The following is a 17,101-nucleotide window of genomic DNA, read 5'->3' as shown; positions in this document are numbered from 1 at the left end:
TGCGCGGCTAAAACTCCTCGTGGACGTCCGGGTCCCCGCCGAACAGGCGCCCGTCGTCCTTGCCCAGCCCACTGATCGCCGCGACCTCGGCATCGGTGAGTTCGAAGCCGAACAGGTCGAGGTTCTCCTGCTGCCGCTGCGGGTCCGCCGACTTCGGAACGGGCAGTGCACCGAGCTGCAGCTGCCAGCGCAGGATCACCTGCGCCGGGGTGGCGCCGTGCGCAGCCGCGGCTTCGGCCACCGGCCGCTCGGCGAACGGGGCGCTGTGCTTGCCCAAGGGGCTCCACGACTGCGTCCGGATTCCGAGCCCGTCGTTGACCCGGCGCATCGCGGCCTGCGGGAAGTACGGGTGCAGCTCGATCTGGTTGACCGCGGGTGCGACCCCGCTGTCGTCTATGACGGCGCGCAGGTGGTGCTCGGTGAAGTTGCTGACGCCGATGGACCGCACCAGGCCCCGCTCGCGGGCGTCGACCAAGGCGCGCCACGCTTCGACGTATTTGCCGACACTCGGATTGGGCCAGTGGATCAGGCACAGATCGATGCAGTCGGACCCGAGCCTGCGCAGGGATTCCTCGACCGATTTCACGGCCAGGGAGTACTCGTGGTGTCGGCCGGGGATCTTCGTGGTGATGCGCACGTCCTCCGGAGCCACGCTGGATGCGCGCACCGCCTGACCGACCGCCTCCTCGTTGCCGTAGTTGACGGCGGTGTCGAGCAGCCGGTAGCCGTTTTCCAGGGCGGCGCGCATCGCCGCCACCCCTTCGTCGCCGCGCAGCGATACCGTGCCGAAACCCACCACGGGCAGAGAGTTCCCGTCGTTCAGTTCGTAAGAATCGACTCCACGCATCCGCCCAGCCTAGCTCGATCTTCGAGGGCGCCCGCTCATGTGTCGCCCGGCTCAGAGCTCCCGGGTCCAAGAGTACCAGGGACCGTGCAGGTGCGCGTACTCGCCGTGGACCGAATCGGGAGGGGGACCGCCGGGGCTGTAGGCGAAGCCGGTGTCGTCGAGGAACCCCGCTCCTTCCACCAGGAAGCGCGCGCCCTCCTGGTCGCCGAGGTTCCCGGCGCTTTGGACACGGTAGGGGCCGAACCGCTCGGGAGTCTGGGCGGACCGGGAATCGGCGGCGTAGGCGGCCACCGCCGGTTCGGCCCAGGCGGTCCCCGCCCGCACGGGCACTCCGGTCTGGACGAGCGCCCACGCGGCTGCCACGGTCCCCAGCACCGCGCCCCACCGCGCCCAGGAGTGCCAGCCGGGCCGTCCGCCCGGCACACCGAACACGGGCTGCATCAGCGCCTTGATCCCCACCGCCAGCAGCAGGCACGCCCAGACCGCCGTGGTCGCCGGCAGCGGCACGAGATAGCCGCCGGGCACCGAGTAGGTCCACAGGCTGACCACCGCGTTGCCTGCGGCGAGGCCGCCGAGCGTCCATCCCGGCGGTCCGGCGAACCAGCGGCGGAATCGGGCATCGCCGGGCGTCCTGCCCGGCTTGAACGCGTCCCTTCGGGCGTCGACCACGGCGGCGCCTCCTTGTCCTGCGGCAGGGTGCGGGTGCGGAAAAGCCTGCCACACACCGGAGGCGGTCCGTGCCGGGCCCGGGGGACGCGGGTGCGGGGAGCCCCCGGGCCCCCGCACCCGCGTCGCCGGCGCCGACTCAGGCCGGCGCGATCCGGACCCGCCGCGTGCCGGCCGCGGCCTCCACCCGAAGCCCGTCGGCGGTTCCGGTCACGCTCCGGGCGCCCTCCGCCGGCGTGTCCGCGGAGGCACCCACGACCAGCACGTTCCACGCGGGCACGTCCCCGGTCGCGGATTCGACCACCACCGTGTCGCCGTCCCGCCGGGAGGTGAACACCGCGGCGGGCGAACCGTCGGCGGCCGGGACCTCCGTGCGCACGGGTTCGGTGCCGCCGCCCGGGTAGACGCACAGCGTCACCCCGTCGGCGAAGTCGTAGTCGGGCCGCTCCTGCACCGCGCCCATCGGCAGTACCGCGCCCGGGCGCACCAGCAGCGGCAGCGAGTCGAAGGCGTGCTCCTCCCGCCGCCACGCGGGCCCCTGCACCGCTTCGCCGGTGAGCAGATGCCGCCATTCGCCTTCGGGAACGTAGTACTCGACCTCGCCGTCGCCGGAGAAGACCGGCGCCACCAGCAGGTCGGAACCCAGCATGTACTGGGTCTCCAGGTGGTGGCAGGTGGGGTCGTCGGGGAACTCCAGCAGCATCGCCCGCATCACCGGGACCCCGCGCTCGTGGGCCTGCACCGCTGCGCCGAACAGGTAGGGCATCAGCCGGTGCTTGAGCCGGGTGAATCTGCGGGCGATGTCGCCGGCTTCCTCGTCGAAGGCCCACGGCACCCGGTAGGAGCCGCTGCCGTGCAGCCGGCTGTGCGAGGAGAGCAGCCCGAACACCAGCCACCGCTTGAACAACCCGGCGTCGGGGGTGCCCTCGAAACCGCCGATGTCGTGGCTCCAGAATCCGAAGCCCGACAGCCCCAGCGACAGCCCGCCGCGCAGGTTCTCGGCCATGGCCCCGTAGGTGGAGGCGCAGTCGCCGCCCCAGTGCACCGGGAAGGACTGGCCGCCCGCGGTCGCCGACCGCGCGAAGACCACCGCTTCGTTCGCGCCGCGCTCCTCGCGCAGCAGGTCGAACACCGTGGTGTTGAACAGGTGCGTGTAGTAGTTGTGCATGCCCTGGGGGTCCGCACCGTCGGACCAGGCGACGTCGGTGGGGATGCGCTCGCCGAAGTCGGTCTTGAAGCAGTCCACGCCCATGTCCAGCAGCGCGCGCAGCTTGCCGGCGTACCAGTCCCGCGCCGCCGGGCTGGTGAAGTCCACCAGCGCCATGCCCGCCTGCCACATGTCCCACTGCCACACGCTGCCGTCGGGCCGGCGCACCAGGTGGCCCAGCCGCCGGCCCTCCTCGAACAGCTCCGAGCGCTGGGCGATGTAGGGATTGATCCACACGCACACCCGCAGCCCGCGCCGCTTGAGGCGGGACAGCATGCCCTCGGGGTCGGGAAACCGCTCGGGGTCCCACCGCATGTCGCACCAGTGGAACTCGCGCATCCAGAAGCAGTCGAAGTGGAACACGCTCAGCGGGATGCCCCGCTCGGCCATGCCGTCGACGAACCCGGTCACCGTCTGCTCGTCGTAGTCGGTGGTGAACGACGTCGACAGCCACAACCCCAGCGACCACGGCGGCACCAGCGCCGGGCGCCCCGTCAGCGCGGTGTAGCGCTCCAGGATCTCCTTGGGGGTGGAGCCCTCGATCACGTAGTAGCGCAGCGCCTGGTCCTCGACGCTGAACTGCACCGTGCCCACCGACTCCGACCCGACCTCGAAGGACACCGGGCCGGTGTGGTCGACGAATACCCCGTATCCCCGGTTGGTCAGGTAGAACGGCACGTTCTTGTAGGCCTGCTCGCTGCTGGTGCCGCCGTCGGCCTGCCAGATGTCGACCGGCTGGCCGTTGCGCACCAGCGGCGTGAACCGCTCGCCCAGACCGTAGACCAGCTCACGCACCCCCAGGTTGAGCTGCGTGAGCATGTGGTGGGCGCCGTCGGAGGTCTCGGCGAAGCCCGTGCCGCGGTCGCCCACCGACGTCAGGGTGCGTCCGCGGGCGCGGAAATCCATCCGCCACGGTCCCTCGGTGTCGACCCGCAGCGCGAGCTCCCCGCTGGCCAGCTCCACGACCGAGCCGTCCCGACGCGTCTCGGGCGCCGCGGCGGGGTCGGACCGCACGTCGAATTCCGGGGTGGGGCGGACGGAACCGGCCAGGTGCGTGGTCTGCACTCCGATCACCCCGGGGGCCGGAGACCAGGCCTCCACCGTCAGTTGCGGCGTGTTCAGGGTGTCGCCGCGGTGGGTGATCCTGCGGACGGGGGCGTAGAGGGTCATGCTGTCGTCGTCGACGCGGACGTCGCGGGCCTCGCGCGCATAACTGGCGCGCACGCCCTCCCGTGTCTGCCAGAACCCGTCGGTGAACTTCATTCGGCGGCCTTCGTGTCGTCGTAGGCGGATGGCTGCGTGGGGAGAAGCCGGCGGCCGGCAGCCGCACGGCCCGGCGGGCGCCGGGGCGGACCCCGCGCGCCGGGGGAGCGGGGCGGGCTCACTTGATCGAGCCGCCGGAGATCCCCGCCGCCACATAGCGCTGGGCGACCACCAGCAGCACGGCCGCGGGGACGGAGGACAGCGTCGCCACCGCCATCACCGCGCCCCAGTCGCCCACGTGCGCGCCGAGGTACTCGTAGATCCCCAGCGTCACCGGCTTGACCGCGTCGGTGGTGTTGAGCGTCAGGGCGAACAGGAAGTCGCTCCAGGCGAACAGGAACGTGAAAAGCCCGCCGGTGATCAGCGCGTTGCGGCTCATCGGCAGCGCGATCCGCAGCATGACCAGCCACCGGCCCGCCCCGTCGACCATCCCGGCCTCCAGGACCTCCTCGGGGATGGACACCATGAACGCGCGCAGCAGGATGATGGTGAACGGCAGCCCCAGCGACGCGTCGGCCAGGATCAGGCCCAGGTAGGAGTTGACCAGGTTCAGCTCCACATAGGCGTTGTAGAGCGCGTTGGCCACCACGATCCCCGGAACCATCTGGGTGATCAGCGTCCCGAAGACCACGGCGCGTCCGCCGGGCAACCGGAACCGCGCCAGCGCGTAGGCGGCCGGCGCGGCCAGCGCCAGGCACACCGCTACCGCCCCCAGCGCCACCAGGATGCTGGTCAGCAGGTTGCCGGCCTGGGAGCTCCAGGCCCGCCGGAAGTTGCTCAGGTCCAGGGTCTGGGGCAGCCAGCGCACCTCGGCCAGGGCCGCGTCGGGCTGCAGCGCGGTGTTGACCATCCAGTACAGCGGGAACAGCAGGACGGCCAGGATCGCCGTGCCCGCCGCGGCGCTGAGGTAGTCCGGCCGCTTGGCGCGCGTCGGCCGCACGCCCCGGGCCGCGGTTCCGCTCGTGGTGCTGCTCATCGGGTCACCCCCTCGCGGTTGGCCCGCAGGTAGATCACCGCGAAGACCATGCTGACCAGGATCAGGATGTTGCCGACCACGGCGCCTTGGCCGAAGTCGAGCTGCAGGAACGACAGCTGGTAGGTGTGCGTGCCCAGTGTCTCGGTGGCGTGGGCCGGGCCGCCGTTGGTCAGCGCCAGAATCAGATCGAGGATCTTGACCGTGGACATGAAGCCCAGCACCAGCACGACGGTGACCACCGGCTTGAGCATAGGCAGCGTCACGCTGAAGAACCGGCGGAAGAAGCCCGCCCCGTCCAGCACCGCCGCTTCGCGGATCTCCCGGGGGATCTCCTGCAGGCCGCCGTAGAGGATCACCATGTTGAACGGGATCCCGATCCAGATGTTGACCAGGATCACCGACAGCAGCGCGAAATCGGGGCTGCTCAGCCACGGGATCGCGGAGTCGGTGAGCTGCAGGCCCTGCAGAGCGCCGTTGAGCACTCCGGTCTCCTGGTCCAGGACGCGGCGCCACAGGGTGCCGGCCACCACCATCGGGATCAGCCAGGGAAGCAGGAGCAGCGAGCGCATCAGCCCCGACAGCGGGAAGCGGCGCTGGAAGAACAGCGCCAAGGCCATGCCCAGGACGAACTGGCCGGCCAGCGATCCGAGCGTGAACAGCAGCGTATGCCACAGCGACGCGGCGAACAGTTCGTCGCTGAGCACCGCCCGCCAGTTGTCCAGCCCCGTGAAGGGCGCCTCCCCGGTGAAGTAGGTGGCCGGGGTGTAGCTCTGGAAGCTCATCACCACGTTGCGCACCAGCGGGAAGCTGAAGTACATCAGCATGTACAGCACGGCGGGCGCGACGAACAGCCACTGCGCCAGGACGCGGCGGCGGCCGGCGCCGGACCTGCTGCGCGGGGGGCGTTCACCGGCCGCGGGGGCGGGCGGTTGCGCGGTTTCGTCGACGGCTGTCGTCATGGCCGGCTCCTCAGCTCCTGCTCCACCTGGGACTGGGCCCGGGTCAGCGCCTGCTCGGGTGTGGCTTCGCCGGTCAGCGCGGCCTGCACCGCCGTTCCGATGGCCTGGGAGTAGACGCTGTAGTCGGTGCCCACGTGCTCGGTGCGGCTGCGCGCCGTCTCGACCTGGTCGGCGAAGGCCGCGAGCTCGGGCACCTGCTCGCGGTACTCCTCGGCCGCCTGCGGCGCCACCGGGACGTTGTTGGCCTTGGTGGACCACTCCAGCTGCGCGTCGGAGGCGGTCAGGCACGTCACCAGCTCGCCGGCGACCTGTTCGCGCTCGGGGTTGCGGGAGTTGGCCGGGACGGTGAACGTCGTCCCGCCGATGGGCGCCACCGGGTCGGCGCCCTCCTCGGGCACCGGCACCTCGACCACGCCCCAGTCGACGTCGGGGTGCTCGTCCAGCACCGGTTTCTGCCAGGGGCCGTTGATCATCATGGCGGTGTTGCCCGCGACGAACTGGTCGTTGACGTCGGCCTGGGTCCAGTTCACCGCCGAGCGCGAGGCCGAGCCGTCGTCGATCAGCGACGACACGAACTCCAGCGCCTCCACCGCTTCGGGTTCGTCCAGCCGCCGTTCGTCGCCGCCGTTGGACCACAGCCACGGAAGGAACTGGTAGACGCCGTCCTCGGTGGACAGCGCGCTGATCGCCAGCCCGTAGCGGTCGCCCTCGGTCAGCTCGGCCGCCGTCTCGCGCAGCTCGTCCCAGGTCTGGGGCGGCTCCACGCCCGCGTCGGCCAGCATGTCCTCGTTGTAGAACAGGCCCAGCGAGTTCACCGAGCGCGCGGCGCCGTAGTAGGTGCCGTCGTAGCTGCCGAAGGAGCGGGCCCCGTCGGAGAGCTCGTCCGGGGGCATGCCCAGCTCGGCCAGCGGCACCAGGCCGCCGGGGTCGGCGAACTGGGGCATGTCCGAGCCGTCGAGCACCAGCACGTCGGGTAGCGAGTGCGAGGAGGCCATGCGCAGCGCCTTGGGGACGAGCTGGTCGGCGGGCACGCTCTGTTGGCGGACCTCTACGCCCGCCTGGGCGCCGCACTCGGCCATCACCTCGTCGTCCCAGCTGTGGTAGGGCTCGTCGGTGGCGGAGTTCATGATCGTGTAGACGTCCGGGTCGGGTTCGGCGGCGCAGCCGGCGCAGACCAGCGCCACTGCGGCGGCCGCCGCTGCCGCGCCGCGTGGCGGGCGGGAGAGTCGGTGTCTCATGGAGTCTCCGGCAGCGGGCGGGCACGGGGCCCGCCCGCCGCGGGGTCGGGGGTCGACGGGGTAGGGGGAACGGGGATGGGGACTCGGCGCCGCCGCGTGCGGGCGGTGGGGGACGGGGTCAGGGAGCGGGGGCGACCGTGGCGCCCCGGATGAGGTGCGGCGGGATCAGCGTGTTCGGTGCGCGGCCGCCGTCGCCGGACGGTCCGGGATCACCGGCGTGTGCGGCGGCCTCCACGGCCAGCCGGGTCACGGCGGCCGACATCCGCTCGACGGGCAGCTCGATGCGGGTCACGTCGAGGCCGCCGAGGTCTTCGGGGAAGTTGCCGACCGCCACCAGCGACACGTCGCGCGGCACCTCGATCCCGCGCGCGGCCAGATGGCGCAGGATGCCCGGGATCGCCGGAGGGTGCTGGACCGCGAGCGCGGTGGGCGGGGCGTCGGAGTCGAAGCGGGAATCCAGGCGCCGGTACAGCTCGGCGGGGTCGTCGCTGGAGTGGCAGACGTCGACGGCCGTGCCCGATTCGGCGGCGGAGCGTTCGGCGCCGCGGATGCCGCGCACCGAATACGTCCGGCGGGCGCCGACGTCCTCCTCGACCGTGCCCAGGTAGAGCACGCGGCGGTGGCCGGCTTCGCGCAGGGCGCGTACCGCGGCCACCACGGACTCTTCCCAGTCCAGGTCGGTCCAGGGGGCGGAGGCTTCGTCGTCGGGGTGGCCCATGAGGGCGACCGGGAACTCCAGCTCCCGCATGGCCGCGACGCGGGGGTCCGCCATCTCGACTCCCATGAGCACCGCGGCGTCGGCGAACCGGCCGCGTGCGGCACGCTCCAGCCCCGCACCCGTGTCGTCCTGGCCGGGCGGCGTCACCAGCAGCACCAGGTAGCCGTGCCGGCCGGCCGCTTCGCTGAGCCCGTACATGAAGCGCCCGCCGACGGGCAGGTACCCGCGTCCGGACAGCGGCAGCGCGAGGGCGAGGACGCCGGTGCGGGTGCTGCGCAGCGACCGCGCTCCGGCGTTGGGGTGGTAACCCAGCTCCTCGACGGCCGCCTGTACTGCGGTGCGGGTTTCGGCGGAGATCTTCCGGGACCCGCTGAGGACATAGGACACCGTGCTGGGCGCCACCCCGGCCGCCCGGGCGACGTCTTTGATCGTGGCCATGCCCTGCCTCCTCACTGAGTCGTCGAATCGATTCGATAATCGGACGTACAGGTCCGATGTCGAATCGATTCACCGCCGCCGGAATGCTAGAGGTCATAGACCCCTGTGGCAAGCGGCACATGGGCTCCGGCGCGTGCACGGCTGGCGCGCCCCCCGCAGGCGAGCCCTGATGGCCGGAAGCGGCCAACCTCGGCACTTCGCCACGGCAGGAGTCACAGAGGGCAACAATGGGCCCGTCCCTTATCGGCTAACAAGCAGGAAGACCATGCACTCCCTCCGACTGGCTGACATACCTGTGGCCACGCCTAGCCGCGTCGGCAGCACGAGGAGACAGGCTGCCGAAGCTTCGCAGGAGCGGTCGTAGCGGGTCGCCGAGTCGAGAACGGGTGGCGGAGAACAAACCGTGGGTAGGTATTGGGGCAGGCATCCCAAGAAGGAAGGGCGCGCGGCGCTCGAAGAGTTCGATCGCCTAGGCTGGAGAATCGAGAGTCCGCCGAAGTACTTCACCGTCTACTGTCCGTGCGGTGAGCACATGACCCACATTCACCTCACGCCCTCCAACCCCCGTCATTGGGGGGAACGTCTTCGCTGGGCGAAGCGCCAGCGTTGCATGAGGAACACCGAGGAGGACCAATGAGCAAGCAGGTGGTGAAGGTCGTGTTCGACCTTCACGTCGACACTGCCGGTCCGGTGGCTCCCGCCTCGTTCCATCAGCGGGCGACCGCTCTCATGGATGCGCTCATGGATCTGGACGCGTGCAACGCTGACATCGCGGATCCGACGGTGAGCAGCGACGCCGGTGAATCGGTCATGAACGTAGAGATCCTCGTATTCACCGGTGAGCCGATTGCGGCGCTGGAGAAGGCGTCCGCGGTCCTGCGGACCGCGCTGCACGCCGCCGGTGCCGAGACGGCCGCGTGGCCGATCGCGCACATGACCTATCACACCGGAACCGTCACCCACCTCGCCGACGCCTGAGCCGACGATGTCGGCCCGCGGGAGCGACACCCCCGCAGCGCCGGCATTCTCGCCTGGCGGAGCCTCGGGCGGCACTCCTTCTGGTCGGGATCGGCGCCGGGCAGGTGCCGGAACGCTGGCGCCCCGGCACCCTTAACGCACCCCTGACACGCGAACGCCCGTGCGGCCCTGGCCGGGCCCGCCCGCACGGCGGGAGTATGGCCGCAGGGCGCCGTCGGTGCGAGCCTCCGGACCGAGCGGGCTCCGCGGCGCCGCGAGGAGGAGCGCGCCATGGACGTGGTCGGCCTGGACGCCGCTGCGGCGGGAATGGAGGACACCGTCGGCGGGAAGGCCGCCGGGCTGGGCGCGATGATCGCCCTGGGCGAGCGCGTTCCACCGGGGTTCTGCCTGACCACCGACGCCTACACCGCCGGCGCGATCCCCGAGGACGCCCTGCTGGCGGCCTACCGCGACCTCGGCGGCGGTCCGGTCGCGGTGCGCTCCAGCGCCACCGCCGAGGACCTGCCCGAGGCCAGCTTCGCCGGGCAGCAGGAGACCTGTCTGAACGTCGAGGGTGAGCGCGAGCTGGTTCAGGCGGTGCGGCGCTGCTGGGAGTCGCTGGAGACCGACCGCGCCCGCGCCTACCGCGAAGCCAACCTGGCGCCCGGTACCGAAGCCCGCATGGCCGTGGTCGTGCAGCGCATGGTCGGCGCCGCGGCCGCCGGGGTGCTGTTCACCGCCGACCCCACGACCGGCAGCCGCTCCCGCAGCGTCGTCGACGCCGCCTCGGGGCTGGGCACCGCGGTGGTCGACGGCAGCATCGCTCCCGACCACTACGTCCTCGACGCCGGCGGCGTCGCCGAGGCCCCCGACGACGGCTGCCTGCGGGCCGCGCAGCTGGAGGAGCTGCACGCGGTCGGGGAGCGCCTGCAGCGCGGCTTCGGTGCGCCCCAGGACGTCGAGTGGGCCTATGACGGCGACGGCGTCCTGTGGCTGCTGCAGTCGCGTCCGATCACCGCGCTCTTCCCGCTGCCCGCGGCCCCTCGGCGCCCCGAACCCCGCCTGTACCTGGAGGTCGGCACCATCCAGGGCATGGCGCGGCCGTTCACGCCGATCGGCATGTCCCTGCTGCAGCAGGCCCTGGACCGGATGTTCGCGATCGCGCGCCTGGACGACGGCGTCCGCGACCTCTTCGACATGGTCCCCATCGGCGGGCGGCTCTTCACCGACGTCACCGGGTTGATGCGCAACCGGTGGATCGGCCCGAACCTGGCGGAGAGCATGGAGGTCTACGGCCCGCGCGTGCAGGCCGCCGTGCGGCGCATGCTGGCCGACCCCCGCTTCTCCGCCGATCGCGGGTCCGTGCCGCTGCCTGTGGCGGCGCTGCTCCGGCTGGCTCTGCGGTACGGGCCGCCGACTGTGTTCGCTTTCGCCGGCGCCCTCGCCCGCCCGGAAGCGGCGCGCGCCCGCGCGGCGGAGGCCGTCGCGCAGCTGCGCCGGCATCGGGGCCCCGGCCCCGGTGCCGAGGCCTCCGAACGGCTGCGCTACATCGGCGAAGACGGTTTGGACCGCGTCTACGGCCCCGACGTCTTCGCGGCGGCGATGCCGACGATGGTCGGCGTCTTCCTGCCCCGGGTCCTCCCCGCGCTGCTCAAAGGTATCGCCACACCCCAGGAGGCGGCCGCGGTGCTGGCCGGTGCGCCGCACAACGTCACCACCGAGATGGACCTGGAGCTGTGGCGGCTGGCCGAGGGCGCCGCCGAGTACCGCGAGCTGCTCACCGGAACCGACCCGGCCGAGCTCGCGGCGCGCTACCACGCGGGGACCCTGCCCGACATCGGCCTGGAGGGCTTCCTCGACCGCTACGGCCACCGCGCCGGCGGGGAGATCGACATCGGCCTGCCGCGCTGGTCGGAGGACCCCGCGCCGCTGTTCGCCACCATCGCGAACTACCTGCGCCTGGACGACCCCGACCAGGCCCCGCCGCGGCGCTTCGCGCGCGCCGCCGCCGAGGCCGAGGCCGCCGTCGCCGACTTGGCGCGGCGCGCCGTCGGCGCCCGCCCCGTGCGCGGGCGGGCGGCCGCGTTCCTGATGCGCCGCACGCGGGAGCTGGCCGGCATGCGGGAGCTGGCGAAGTTCGCCTGGCTGGTCCCCTACGCCGAGATGCGCCGGCAGCTGCTGCTGGCCGGGGCGGAGCTGGCCGAGCGCGGACGGCTGGAGGCCGCCGAGGACATCGTGTTCCTGGGTCTCGACGAGGCCCGCGCCGCCGCCGAGGGCGGTCTCGACCAGCGCGCTCTGGTCGCCGACCGCAAAGCCGTCCACGCCCGCGAGCTGCGCCGCCGCCACGTGCCGGCCGCGCTGCTGTCCGACGGCACCGCCGTCGAGGCGCCGGCCCCGCCGCTGCAGGCATCCGAAGGGACGCTGACCGGCGCACCGGCCGCGGCGGGCCGGGCCACTGGGCGCGCACGTGTGGTCCTCGACCCCTCCGGCGCCCGGATCGAACCCGGCGAGATTCTGGTGGCCCCCACCACCGACCCCGGGTGGACTCCGCTGTTCATGACGGCCGGCGGCCTGGTCACCGAAACCGGATCCGTCGTCGCCCACGGGCCCACGGTGGCCCGCGAGTACGGCATCCCGGCCGTCATCTGCCTGCCCGGTGCCACCGAGGCGGTCTCCACCGGCGACCTGATCACGATCGACGGCGGCGCGGGGACGGTGGTCGTCGAACCGGAGGGGTGACCGGCAGGGGCGGGGCGCGTTCCCGGGCGCCGGCGGCGGTGGAGCGTCACGCGCTCGTCGCGGACCGGCGGGTCGGCGCATGCGGCTCCGTCGCCGGGCGGTCGGATCGGCGCCGGGTGAGCACGAGCGGGCCCTCCTCGGTGATCGCCACCGTGTGTTCGGAGTGGGCCGTGCGCGAGCCGTCCGCCGACCGGATGGTCCAGCCGTCGGCGTCGTAGGCGATCCGGTCGGTTGTGCGGGCGAACCAGGGTTCGAGCGCGAGGGTCAGCCCCGAGCGGAGCTTCAGGCCGTGTCCCGCCCTGCCCTTGTTCGACACGTGCGGCCCTTCGTGCATCGTGCGGCCGAGCCCACAGATCGAAGCCGGCAGGCGCCTCGGTGCCCTGCTGCGCCACGCGCGGGCAGGGCGCGACCTCGCGGACGTCGCCCACGCGGCCGGTGTTTCGCCGGAAACCCTGCGCAAGATCGAAACCGGCCGCCTGCCTTCGCCCGGGTTCGGCACGATCATCGGCCTCGGCGATGCGCTCGATGTGCCGGTGCAGGAGCTGGCGGCCGTATGGCGCGGCAGCGGCGTACCGCTGGAAGCCGCCTCGTAGCCGCCCGGCCCCAGGCCCCGCGCCCCCGGTGAGGGCCCCACCGGGACGTGCTGGGGCGGCCACCCGCGGTCACGCGCCCGTGGCGTTTCCGGAGGGGGCCTCGTTTTCCGGGCCGCACCTCGGCCCTTCGAAACACGCCTATCCGCTCAGCCGGTCGGTCTTGAGGGCGGCGATGAAGGCTCGCCAGGAGGCGGCGGGGAAAGACAGGTGGCCCAGCTCCCGGTTGCGGGTGTCGCGGACGTGGACCCGGTGTCTTTCGTCGGCGACTTCGACGCAGTCGCCTCCCTGGTTTCCGCTATAACTGCTCTTGCGCCAGCCGGAATCAATGGATTTCATCTTCGTATTTTCCCTTGTACTGGCGAATGAATTCGCCGGACTCGTCTGGGGAGAGTGCGACCGAGCGCAGTGCGCCGAAACGCAACGCACATTGCGAGACTTCGTTGCCGTCGGTGATCACCCGGCCGGTTCCCGGAACTTCCGCGTAGGCCGCACTCTCGCCGTTACTCATGTCCAACACCTTGAAGGCGCCGTCCATCGCAGCGTGTACGCCCTTCGCGAAGGGGAGGACCTGAAGCCGGATGAAAGGCATAGCGGCGATCTCCAAGAGCCGACCGAGCTGCTCGATCATGATCTCAGCCGACCCCACCGGACGGCGAAGTACCCCCTCGTCGATTACGACCCACAGCAGCGGAGGATGGTTGCGCTGGAGCAGCGTCTGTCGCTCGAGTCGGACTGCGAGTAGGCGGCTGTTCTCTTCCTCTGTCTTGGGCGGCCAGCCGGCGCCGAGGACGGCGCGAGCGTAGTCCTTCGTTTGGAAGAGGCCGGGAACCGCTTGGACCTGGAAGTCGTAGATGGCCTCGGCTTCCGCCTCCACATCGATGAATTTCTTGAACCAATGCGGATACGCGTCCCGCGCGCCCGGCCACAGCCGAGCGAGGGTGCCGTTGGCGCCGAGTACCTGGTCGGCTTTCTCGGCGAACTCTTTCCGTGGAGACCGCTCCGCGCGCTCGATCGCCCCCAGCATCTGGTGCGACACCAAAGTCGCCTTGGCGAGTTCGCGCTGGGACATATCGGACGTGCGTCGCAATCTGTGCAGTTCGCTGCCGAACTGTACGAGTGCTGCCCGCTCCGCCATCCGCACATCGTGGCTCATGGCTACAGTTGACCACTTTTCACTACGCCGTGCCACCTGTTTCCACAAGAAACTGCACGTCATGGCCGCACGAGGGCGGATACAAAATTGCGTGGCACTGTGGCCATCTGAAGTCGGAGCTGCCCGAAGCCGAGTATCCGCTTCAGACAAAAGCGGCCCTGACCAGTGCAGGCACACTGACCAGGGCCTTAGCCCACGACCTGAACCAGCAGGTGAGGACTCATGTCCAACGCTATCGCTCCCGAATCCCGATTTCCGCGGCGCCTCCGGCAGCGGCGGTGCGCATTCCGGTTCGACGGCCGCGCGCACTGCGTCAAGGCGGCGCGGACGTGGCTCCACGGCCGCATGAGCGTCGCCGGTGTCCCTGCGGAGACCGCCGATACCGCCGTGCTGCTGCTGTCCGAACTCGCCACGAACGCCGTGCTGCATACGCCCAGCGGGGACGTCGGCGGGCGGTTCGCCGTCCGCGCGTTCTTCCTCCCCGGACGGCTGCGCGTGGAGGTCCGCGACGAGGGCGGCGCCCCCTTCCAGGTTCCCTCTACCGCACCGGAGCCCGCCCCCGACGCCGAGCACGGGCGTGGGCTGCTGCTGGTCGCGACGCTCGCCTACCGCTGGGGCCGCTTCACGTCCCGATGCGGGGCGGGGACGTTCTTCGAGCTGCTTTGGGACACCGGCACCGCCGCTCCGGCAGTGCCGATGCCCGAGGAGGTCCGGCCATGACCGCGTCCCTGGGCGCCGCCGCCCCGACGGCCCGCACGGCGACCGCGCCCGCACCGCAGCGCGCGCAGGCCGCCCCGCCGCTGGCGCGGCTGCGCCGGGCCTGGCGCCCCCACGGCTGGACCGTCTGGTACGGCGCCGCCACGGGGCAGTGCTGGGCCGCCCACAGCGCGGCCATGGTCCTGGTGTGCGGCGACGGCGAGGCCGAGCTGGCCGCGGCGATCACCCGGTTCCGGCCGGGGCGGCCGTCCTCGCCTCCGGCCGCCGTCCCCGCCCGGTGCCGGATGTCGCCCCGCACCCCGCCGAGCGTGCCGCCGCCCCAACCGGGTCGGCCCCGCCCGGGCCGCCCCTGACCGCCGCCGGAGGCCCGGGGACCGGCCCCGGGCCTCCGGCCCTCACATCGCTTCGCCGCCCGCTCAGCCGGGGTCGGAAGGCGCGACGTCGGCGTCGATGCCGTCGCCCGCGATCGTGCCGCGCAGCCGGTTCAACCGCTGCCGGGACGCGACCGATCCGGATCTGTCGCGCGCCGCCAGGTCCATGACCAGGGCGTGGGCCACCACTCGGCCCGCGAAGCCCTCGTCGGCGGTGCCCGCGGTGGAGGGGGGAGTGCTCAGCACGGCGTGCACGCGGTCGCGCAGTTCGTCGCCGAGCGCCTCGGTGATCGCCACGACGGGTGCCCCCACCTCCGAACAGTGCTCCAACAGCGCCTCGACCTCGCGGAACAGGCGCAGTGGAGCCACGACGACGACCACGTCGTCTCCGCCGATGCCCAGCAGGTCGTCGGCGAGGCGGAAGCCCGAGGCCTCCAGGGCGACGCTGCGCTTCCCCAGGCGGCCCACCTCGATGGCCAGGTAGCGTGCCGTCGTCGACGCCGGGCCGATGCCGTAGCAGACGGTACGCGCCGCCGCGCCGAGCAGGTCGACGGCGGCGGCGAAGGCCCGGGTGTCGAGCACCTCGGGCAGGCGGCGCAGCAGGTCGGCGCTGTCGGTGATCACCCGGTCCAGAACCGGGTGATCGCCGAGTCCTTCCAGCCGCTGGTCGAGCACCATAGCGGGGTCGCGCCGCGCGGTGAGCATGTCCAGTACCGAGCGCTTGAGCTCGCGCAGCCCGCTGAAGCCGAGCGAGCGGGCGGTGCGCACCACGGTCGCGTCGCTGGTTCCGGTCAGCGCGGCGAGCTGCTGGGCGGAGGCGGTCACGGCCTCCGCGGGGCGGTTGAGCACGAAGTCGGTGACTGCGCGCTCCCGGGGAGACAGCGAGTCCAGCCGCGCCGTTACGCGGGCGCGGAACCCGCCGTCGTCAGTTGATGAAGTTTTCATGTCACTATTGATCCAACCATGAAGTGAACACTACGCTTCCTCGGAAGCAGATCTCTTGGCAAGGACTCGACTTCGATGAAACACCAGTTCGTGATTATCGGGGGCGGCATCCACGGGTGCGCCGCGGCGTGGATGCTCGCCGACGCCGGGGAGGACGTGCTCCTCCTCGAAGCCGGTGAAACCGCTTCGGGCGCTTCCGGCGGCTTCGGCCGGCGCGGTGTGCGGGGGAACCGGCGCGACCTGCGCGAACTCCCCCTCATGCGGGCCGCCTACCGCCTCTGGCCCACGCTCTCCGAACGCCTGGGCGCCGACACAGGCTACGAGCGCACCGGCGGGCTCAACCTCATCGAGCAGGAGGCGACGGGCACCAAGGGCGGACTGGTGGCCGCCCAGGCGCACGCCGACGTGCAGAACCGCAACGGCGTGCCCACCGAGGTTCTCACCCGCGACCGCGTGCTCGCCCTGGAGCCCGCCGTCGGCGCAGAGGTGCGCGGAGCCCTGTACTGCCCGTTCGACGGTACCGCCGACCACGGCGCCGCCACCGCGGCCTTCGCCGCGGCAGCGCGGGCGCGCGGCGCCGCAGTAGAGGAGTACAGCCCGGTCACCGGCGTCGAGGTCGCCGGAGGACGCGCCACCGCCGTCACCACCCCCGACGGCCGCCGCTACGAGATCGGTCAGGCGCTGCTGATCCTCAACAACACCGCAGCGCCCGATCTGCTGCGCGAGCACTTCGGCGTGAGTCTGCCGGTCTGGCGCATCCTCCCGCAGGCGCTGCGCGTGGTGCCGCAGTCCGGGCCGCCGATGCGCCACCTCATCGGCCACGACCACCGCTCGCTGTCGCTCAAACCGCTGCCCGACGGCGGCGTCATGGTCAGCGGCGGCTGGCGCGGCCGATGGAACGCCGAACTGGACCGCGGCGAAACCGTCGAGGCCAACGTGCACGGCAACCTGCGCGCCGCAGCCGAGGTCTACGCCGACCTGTCCGACGCCGAACTCGACCTGGCCGACGCCGCCCGGCCCGAGTCCTGCAGCGCCGACGAGATCCCCGTCATCGACCGCGTACCGGGAACGGCCAACGCCCTGGTGGGCACCGGCTGGACCGGGCACGGCTTCGCCATCGCACCGGCGGTGGCCGAAGCGCTGGCGTTCTGGGCGCGCACGGGGGCGCGCCCGGAGAGCCTGGCCCCCTTCTCGGCAACGCGGTTCTGAACCCGGGCCGCGGAAGGCGCCCGGGATCCGCCGCGCACGCGGCGCCCGGGGCACACCTACCGCGGCCGGGAGCGGCCGCCGGCCGCCCGCCCCCAACGGCCACCC

16 protein-coding genes and 1 pseudogene are annotated in these 17,101 nt (G+C 72.2%); 6 read left to right on the top strand and 11 right to left on the bottom strand.

Annotated elements, in window-relative coordinates; genetic code table 11:
• Window positions 1-7: 7 nt before the first annotated feature.
• From HNR25_RS01890 to HNR25_RS01860, 7 genes are all read right to left on the bottom strand, one after another.
• A complete protein-coding gene (locus HNR25_RS01890; protein WP_184632909.1) occupies window positions 8-847 on the bottom strand; it encodes an aldo/keto reductase in 840 nt (279 codons plus the stop codon).
• 51 nt (window positions 848-898) lie between these two features.
• Window positions 899-1,516, bottom strand: a complete 618-nt coding sequence (locus HNR25_RS01885) for a hypothetical protein (RefSeq protein ID WP_184632907.1) — start codon at window positions 1,514-1,516, stop codon at window positions 899-901.
• Between the two features lie 136 nt (window positions 1,517-1,652).
• Window positions 1,653-3,983, bottom strand: a complete 2,331-nt coding sequence (gene yicI, locus HNR25_RS01880) for an alpha-xylosidase (RefSeq protein ID WP_184632905.1) — start codon at window positions 3,981-3,983, stop codon at window positions 1,653-1,655.
• Between the two features lie 118 nt (window positions 3,984-4,101).
• Complete coding sequence (locus HNR25_RS01875; protein WP_184632903.1) at window positions 4,102-4,959, bottom strand: carbohydrate ABC transporter permease; 858 nt, start codon at window positions 4,957-4,959, stop codon at window positions 4,102-4,104.
• Window positions 4,956-5,918 carry a carbohydrate ABC transporter permease gene (locus HNR25_RS01870; RefSeq protein WP_184632901.1) on the bottom strand — a complete coding sequence of 321 codons (963 nt, stop codon included), beginning with the start codon at window positions 5,916-5,918 and terminating at the stop codon, window positions 4,956-4,958. Before HNR25_RS01870 ends, HNR25_RS01875 begins: the two co-directional genes overlap by 4 nt.
• Window positions 5,915-7,156 carry a sugar ABC transporter substrate-binding protein gene (locus HNR25_RS01865; protein WP_184632899.1) on the bottom strand — a complete coding sequence of 414 codons (1,242 nt, stop codon included), beginning with the start codon at window positions 7,154-7,156 and terminating at the stop codon, window positions 5,915-5,917. The genes HNR25_RS01870 and HNR25_RS01865 overlap by 4 nt, the downstream gene beginning before the upstream one ends.
• Before the next feature lie 118 nt (window positions 7,157-7,274).
• Entirely contained in the window at window positions 7,275-8,312 is a 1,038-nt protein-coding gene (locus HNR25_RS01860; RefSeq protein ID WP_184632897.1) for a LacI family DNA-binding transcriptional regulator, read from the bottom strand.
• A 633-nt stretch (window positions 8,313-8,945) separates the two neighbouring features.
• On the opposite strand from HNR25_RS01860, the gene HNR25_RS01855 reads away from it, so the two are divergent.
• Window positions 8,946-9,290 (top strand): hypothetical protein, encoded by a 345-nt coding sequence (locus tag HNR25_RS01855; protein WP_184632895.1) that lies wholly within the window; start codon window positions 8,946-8,948, stop codon window positions 9,288-9,290.
• A 270-nt stretch (window positions 9,291-9,560) separates the two neighbouring features.
• Window positions 9,561-12,008 (top strand): PEP/pyruvate-binding domain-containing protein, encoded by a 2,448-nt coding sequence (locus tag HNR25_RS01850; RefSeq protein WP_184632893.1) that lies wholly within the window; start codon window positions 9,561-9,563, stop codon window positions 12,006-12,008.
• A gap of 46 nt (window positions 12,009-12,054) precedes the next feature.
• Here the strand turns inward: HNR25_RS01850 and HNR25_RS01845 are convergent.
• Window positions 12,055-12,357, bottom strand: a pseudogene (locus HNR25_RS01845) (type I methionyl aminopeptidase); the annotation flags it as partial.
• Here HNR25_RS01845 and HNR25_RS01840 point away from each other — a divergent pair.
• Window positions 12,314-12,601 (top strand): helix-turn-helix domain-containing protein, encoded by a 288-nt coding sequence (locus HNR25_RS01840; protein ID WP_221457407.1) that lies wholly within the window; start codon window positions 12,314-12,316, stop codon window positions 12,599-12,601. The pseudogene HNR25_RS01845 and the gene HNR25_RS01840 sit on opposite strands and share 44 nt — an antisense overlap.
• A gap of 138 nt (window positions 12,602-12,739) precedes the next feature.
• Here HNR25_RS01840 and HNR25_RS01835 read toward each other — a convergent pair whose 3' ends face one another.
• Both HNR25_RS01835 and HNR25_RS01830 read right to left on the bottom strand, forming a co-directional pair.
• Window positions 12,740-12,937 carry a DUF397 domain-containing protein gene (locus HNR25_RS01835; RefSeq protein WP_184632892.1) on the bottom strand — a complete coding sequence of 66 codons (198 nt, stop codon included), beginning with the start codon at window positions 12,935-12,937 and terminating at the stop codon, window positions 12,740-12,742.
• On the bottom strand, window positions 12,924-13,754 hold the full coding sequence (locus tag HNR25_RS01830; protein ID WP_246463500.1) for a helix-turn-helix domain-containing protein: 831 nt from the start codon (window positions 13,752-13,754) through the stop codon (window positions 12,924-12,926). Before HNR25_RS01830 ends, HNR25_RS01835 begins: the two co-directional genes overlap by 14 nt.
• Window positions 13,755-13,976: 222 nt before the next feature.
• On the opposite strand from HNR25_RS01830, the gene HNR25_RS01825 reads away from it, so the two are divergent.
• Together HNR25_RS01825 and HNR25_RS01820 are read left to right on the top strand one after the other, a co-directional pair.
• Window positions 13,977-14,474, top strand: a complete 498-nt coding sequence (locus tag HNR25_RS01825) for an ATP-binding protein (protein WP_184632890.1) — start codon at window positions 13,977-13,979, stop codon at window positions 14,472-14,474.
• Window positions 14,471-14,824 carry a hypothetical protein gene (locus HNR25_RS01820; protein WP_184632888.1) on the top strand — a complete coding sequence of 118 codons (354 nt, stop codon included), beginning with the start codon at window positions 14,471-14,473 and terminating at the stop codon, window positions 14,822-14,824. Before HNR25_RS01825 ends, HNR25_RS01820 begins: the two co-directional genes overlap by 4 nt.
• A 63-nt stretch (window positions 14,825-14,887) precedes the next feature.
• Here HNR25_RS01820 and HNR25_RS01815 read toward each other — a convergent pair whose 3' ends face one another.
• Complete coding sequence (locus HNR25_RS01815; protein ID WP_184632886.1) at window positions 14,888-15,787, bottom strand: MurR/RpiR family transcriptional regulator; 900 nt, start codon at window positions 15,785-15,787, stop codon at window positions 14,888-14,890.
• A 75-nt stretch (window positions 15,788-15,862) separates the two neighbouring features.
• Here HNR25_RS01815 and HNR25_RS01810 point away from each other — a divergent pair, with 75 nt between their 5' ends.
• A complete protein-coding gene (locus HNR25_RS01810; RefSeq protein ID WP_184632884.1) occupies window positions 15,863-16,996 on the top strand; it encodes an NAD(P)/FAD-dependent oxidoreductase in 1,134 nt (377 codons plus the stop codon).
• The last annotated feature ends 105 nt before the right edge of the window (window positions 16,997-17,101 follow it).

Origin of the sequence: Streptomonospora salina, from assembly GCF_014204715.1 — a bacterium.
In the GTDB taxonomy this organism is placed as follows: Bacteria; Actinomycetota; Actinomycetes; order Streptosporangiales; family Streptosporangiaceae; genus Streptomonospora; species Streptomonospora salina.
The sequence above is the reverse complement of the archived record's forward strand: the minus strand, read 5'-3'. Positions and strand labels throughout refer to the sequence as shown.